We start from the raw sequence: 4,330 nt of genomic DNA, 5'->3' as shown, positions 1-4,330 counted from the left end.
GGCGCCTGCCAACACGGCGCGCGCACGCGCCGGCGCGTTCGCCAACCGCAGCACATCGATCATCCAGGGCACATTGATCCCCGCCATCCTTGAGTCGGCTCTGGACTCAACCCGGCCAGGGTTCGCGCGGGCCATCGTGTCACGCGATGTGCGCGGCTTTGACGGAACGCGGGTACTCATCCCGCGCGGCAGCCGGTTGATCGGCGAATATGGTTCGGACAACGTTGCGGGTGAAAATCGCGCATTGATCACGTGGACACGCCTTATCCGCCCGGACGGCGCGACTGTCGTCATCGACTCGCCGGTCGCCGATCCGTTTGGACGGGTCGGGGTGCGCGCCCGGGTAAACACGCATTTCTTCGAGCGCTTTGGCAGCGCGATCCTGCAGTCGGTCCTCGACATCGGGGTCAACGCGGCGGCCCGCGCGATCGACTCGCCCACGGTCATCGCGCTGCCCGGATCGTTTGGAGGCATTCCCAGCCAGCGCGTGCAACCGCAACAGATCACCCCCACCCTCACCGTCAAGCGCGGTACCAGCGTGAGCGTATTCGTCGCGCGTGACCTCGACTTTACTGGCGTCGAGCAAACCCGCCGATGAGCAGCGACGCCAGCCCAGCCGGTCAGGTCTATCTGATGAGCTATCTGGCGCCGCTTGGCGACGTGCTGGCGCGGCCGGATGTCACAGACATATACGTCAACCGGCCCCATGAAATCTGGATAGAGCTGGCTACGGGTGGCATCGAGCGGCACGAGGCCCCTGCACTGGACGCAGTGACGCTTGACCGCCTCGCACGTCAGGTTGCGGCGCTCTCGCACCAGGGGATCAGCCGCGAACATCCGCTGCTCTCCTCCACGCTGCCCGACGGATCACGTGCGCAGATTGTGGCGCCACCTGCGACGCGTGGCGCATTGGCGCTGGCGGTGCGCAAGCATGTGTCGCCTGAGCTGACACTCGGGGACTATGTGGCAGCTGGAGCCTTTGACCGCACGCAGCGCGGCGGCCGCGTTGCCTGTGAAATAGACGCGAGGCTCGCCCGCCTGCTCGATGCAGGCGATATCGCCGGGCTGCTGAGCACCGCCGTGCGTGCGCGCAAGAATGTCCTGGTGTCAGGCGGCACATCGACGGGCAAGACAACGTTCCTCAACGCGTTGCTGCGTGAGATCCCGGCAGAGGAACGTCTGATCCTGATCGAGGACACGCAGGAGCTTCAGCTCAAGCATGCCAATGCGGTTGGGCTGCTGGCGGCGCGCAGCGCGCTTGGCGAAGCGCGCGTGAGCGCCAACGACCTCGTTGCCGCATCGCTGCGCATGCGCCCCGACCGGATCATCCTGGGCGAGCTGCGCGGCGATGAGGCGCTCGCGTTCTTGCGCGCGGTCAACACCGGTCATCCTGGTTCGATGACGACGGTGCATGCCGACAGCCCAGAAGGTGCCATCGAACAGATCACGCTGCTGGTGCTGCAGGCTGGCACGCAGCTCAGCCGGTCAGACGTGCACCATTATGTGCGCTCCACCATCGATGTGTTTGTTCAGCTGTCGCGTGAGCACGGGCGCAGGTTTGTGTCAGCGGTCTCACTGCGCGCGCACGATCCTATGGATTAGCCGATGATCTACAGCGAGCCGTTTTCTGCGCCATCTGGGTCTGGCGCGCTGGTCAGCGCGGTTGAGTGGTTGCAAACCACCCTGCTCGGGACTGTCGCCACGACAATCGCAGTGATCGCTGTCGCCGCAATCGGGTTGGGCATGCTGTCCGGGCGCGTCGAATTATGCAAAGGGGCAACCGTGATCATCGGCTGCTTTATCGTGTTCGGAGCGTCCAACATCGCAGCAGGCATCCTGTTGGCGGCGAATGCCGGAGGGCCAGCCTATTCGCAGGTGGTGCCAGTAGAAACCGCACCACCACCGCCGCCTCCACCTTCCCCCAACCAACCCTCAGCCTATGATCCATATGCGGGCGCGGCAATGCCGATCCAGTGAGACGAACAGTGCGCTGCTATTCGCGATGTAGCAAGCAAGAAGACTATTGGGGAGCCATTATGGTAACATCACCGTTACATCCAAAAATTCAAATTAAATCAAGAGATATTGGCGGAGAGGGTGGGATTCGAACCCACGGTGAGCTTGCACCCACGCCGCATTTCGAGTGCGGTACATTCGACCACTCTGCCACCTCTCCGGCCTGGTGTGGCGCACATCAGAAGCGATGGATGCGACCAGATGCGGACCCCCGCAGCGCAGAAACAGTTGGGTCGATCTGCGGGAAGGCGGGCCATTAGCGCAGGCGCGGGTCCTTGCCAAGGGGGAAAGCTTGCATGCTGCGTTGCAACACCCTAGATTATGATTATGAGCAATAACCAGACGCGCGCCGGCAATGGCCGCGCCGACAATCTGAACAGTGGCGACGGTATCGATGGATCGACCATCGTGATGCCGCGCGTATCAAAGGCCCGCTACACCATCGGTGATATCGTGCGGCACCGCTTGTTCGATTTTCGCGGCGTCATTTTTGATATCGATCCGGTGTTTGCTAACAGCGACGACTGGTATGAATCGATCCCTGAAGAGCTGCGCCCCGCCAAGGACCAGCCCTTTTATCACCTGTTCGCGGAAAATACCGACAACAGCTATATCGCCTATGTCAGCCAGCAGAATCTGGTGAGCGATGACAGCGGCGAACCAATCGATCATCCGGCGGTGCCGCAGCTGTTCGGCCCGTTCAAGGGCGGGCGTTACAAACTGCGTACCATGCATTGATTCGCGCAGGGGCTGCGGGTCTAGGACCGCAGCTTCCAGCCTGACCGCAGCAACGCATAACAGCCGATGCCGAGCGCGATGTTAATCACCAGCAGCAGCGCCGCGCCCCACAGCACCGGCGAATCGCTCACCCCGATAAAGCCGTATCGAAAACCCGAGATCACATAGAAAAACGGGTTGGCGTGGCTGAGCGTGCGGAACAGCGGCGCCATCGCATCGACCGAATAGAAGGTGCCCGAAAGCAGCGCGAGCGGCGCGACGACAAAGTTGCTCACTGCCGCTGCGTGATCGAATTTTTCCGCCCAGATCGACGTCAATACGCCCATGAAGGCGAGCATCAGCGACCCCATGAGGCCGAACCAGACCACTGCCCACAGGTGCTGCGGCGCCACGCTGATGTTCGGCCACAGCAACATCGCGAGCCAAACCGCACAGCCAACCAGGATTGCGCGGGTGACCGCAGCGATGCTGAGCGAGGCCAGCACCTCAAGCTCTGACAGTGGCGGCATCAGATAATCAATAATCGTGCCCTGGATTTTGCCCACCAGCAGCGAAAAGCTGGAATTGGCAAAGGCATTCTGCATCATCGCCATAACAATCAGCCCGGGGGCTAGAAAGTCAGCGAACGGCACGCCGAGCACGGTGCGCCCGGAGCGGCCCAGCGCTACGGTAAAAATGACCAGAAACAGCATCGTGGTGATGGCTGGCGCCCAGATGGTTTGCAGCTGCACCTTGAAGAATCGCCGCACCTCTTTCATATAGAGGGCCTTAAGCCCTCCCCAGTTTACTGCCCCGATCCGCCCGACGCCCGGTTCCAGAAAGGCTGGTCCGGTGTCAACCATGGCAGGTTTCGGCATGCCATTTCCGCCGGGTGCAGGATTCTTTGCTTGATCGGTCATATGGCTTGCGCCTATCGGCGGACGTTCGACCGGACAAGCCCCCATTTGGTCAAGAAGGAATTGCTTTTCATGTCATGGACCGACGAGCGGATCGATCAGCTCAAAACCATGTGGGAAAAAGGTCTCACCGCCAGCCAGATTGCCGAAGAGCTTGGCGGGGTCAGCCGCAACGCGGTGATCGGCAAGGCGCACCGGCTTGGCCTCAAGTCGCGTCCTTCGCCCGTCAAGGCGGGTGAATCGCGCGCCAAGTCCGCCAAGAAAGCCGACACGCCCAAGCCTGCCCAAAAGGCTGAGGCTGAGGCGCCCCCGTTCATTGCCGACCCTCAGCCGGTCGCAGCACCGGCCACCCCGGCACCCAGCCCCGCGCCGTCGCGGCGCCAGATTGAGGCTGCAGATCCCGTTGCCGATGCTGACGATGCCAGTGATGACAGCGTCGTCGCCGATGCGGTCGCTGCGCCGGCCAAGCCGCAGCCGCGGATCATCTCGGTCGGCCCCGGCGGGTTCCTCCGTCAAGGCCCCGGTGACCAGCAGGCCCCGATCCCCCCTGCCCCACCGCGCCGTCTGGTGCCCGCGCGGCCAGCGCCGGAAATTGCCGACAAGACCAGCCTGCTTGATCTTACCGACCGCATCTGCCGCTGGCCGATGGGTCACCCGGGCGAGCCCGATTTCCATTTCTG

The 4,330-nt window shown here is 62.6% G+C and carries 6 protein-coding genes and 1 tRNA gene; 5 read left to right on the top strand and 2 right to left on the bottom strand.

Going from position 1 to position 4,330, the window contains the following annotated elements:
• The 3 genes from ACEW8G_RS14035 to ACEW8G_RS14025 all read left to right on the top strand — a co-directional run.
• The coding region (locus ACEW8G_RS14035) for a TrbI/VirB10 family protein (RefSeq protein ID WP_373489026.1) at nucleotides 1-598 on the top strand (598 nt) is incomplete at its 5' end.
• On the top strand, nucleotides 595-1,602 hold the full coding sequence (gene virB11, locus ACEW8G_RS14030) for a P-type DNA transfer ATPase VirB11 (RefSeq protein ID WP_373489025.1): 1,008 nt from the start codon (nucleotides 595-597) through the stop codon (nucleotides 1,600-1,602). The genes ACEW8G_RS14035 and virB11, both read left to right, overlap by 4 nt.
• Nucleotides 1,603-1,605: 3 nt before the next feature.
• Complete coding sequence (locus ACEW8G_RS14025; protein WP_373489024.1) at nucleotides 1,606-1,977, top strand: TrbC/VirB2 family protein; 372 nt, start codon at nucleotides 1,606-1,608, stop codon at nucleotides 1,975-1,977.
• A gap of 109 nt (nucleotides 1,978-2,086) precedes the next feature.
• Here the strand turns inward: ACEW8G_RS14025 and ACEW8G_RS14020 are convergent.
• Nucleotides 2,087-2,176 (bottom strand) — tRNA-Ser (locus ACEW8G_RS14020).
• 251 nt (nucleotides 2,177-2,427) lie between these two features.
• Between ACEW8G_RS14020 and hspQ the strand changes: the two genes are divergently transcribed.
• The gene (gene hspQ, locus ACEW8G_RS14015; protein WP_373489028.1) at nucleotides 2,428-2,754 is read left to right on the top strand and encodes a heat shock protein HspQ; all 327 of its coding nucleotides are present in this window, start codon (nucleotides 2,428-2,430) and stop codon (nucleotides 2,752-2,754) included.
• Between the two features lie 20 nt (nucleotides 2,755-2,774).
• On the opposite strand, the gene ACEW8G_RS14010 is transcribed toward hspQ, so the two are convergent.
• Nucleotides 2,775-3,596, bottom strand: coding sequence for an ABC transporter permease (locus ACEW8G_RS14010; RefSeq protein WP_373489027.1), 822 nt, complete (start codon nucleotides 3,594-3,596; stop codon nucleotides 2,775-2,777).
• Between the two features lie 126 nt (nucleotides 3,597-3,722).
• Between ACEW8G_RS14010 and ACEW8G_RS14005 the strand changes: the two genes are divergently transcribed.
• Nucleotides 3,723-4,330, top strand: a 608-nt coding sequence (locus ACEW8G_RS14005; RefSeq protein ID WP_373489023.1) for a GcrA family cell cycle regulator, incomplete at its 3' end; no start/stop codon positions are given.

The sequence above is a fragment of the Blastomonas sp. genome (assembly GCF_041747255.1).
GTDB lineage: Bacteria > Pseudomonadota > Alphaproteobacteria > Sphingomonadales > Sphingomonadaceae > Blastomonas.
This window is presented reverse-complemented; position numbering and strand designations above follow the sequence as displayed.

Coding starts and splice junctions, on each gene's coding strand:
- virB11 (WP_373489025.1), top strand. CDS start 595: ATGAGCAGCGACGCCAGCCCAGCCGGTCAGGTCTATCTGATGAGCTAT.
- ACEW8G_RS14025 (WP_373489024.1), top strand. CDS start 1,606: ATGATCTACAGCGAGCCGTTTTCTGCGCCATCTGGGTCTGGCGCGCTG.
- hspQ (WP_373489028.1), top strand. CDS start 2,428: ATGCCGCGCGTATCAAAGGCCCGCTACACCATCGGTGATATCGTGCGG.
- ACEW8G_RS14010 (WP_373489027.1), bottom strand. CDS start 3,596: ATGGTTGACACCGGACCAGCCTTTCTGGAACCGGGCGTCGGGCGGATC.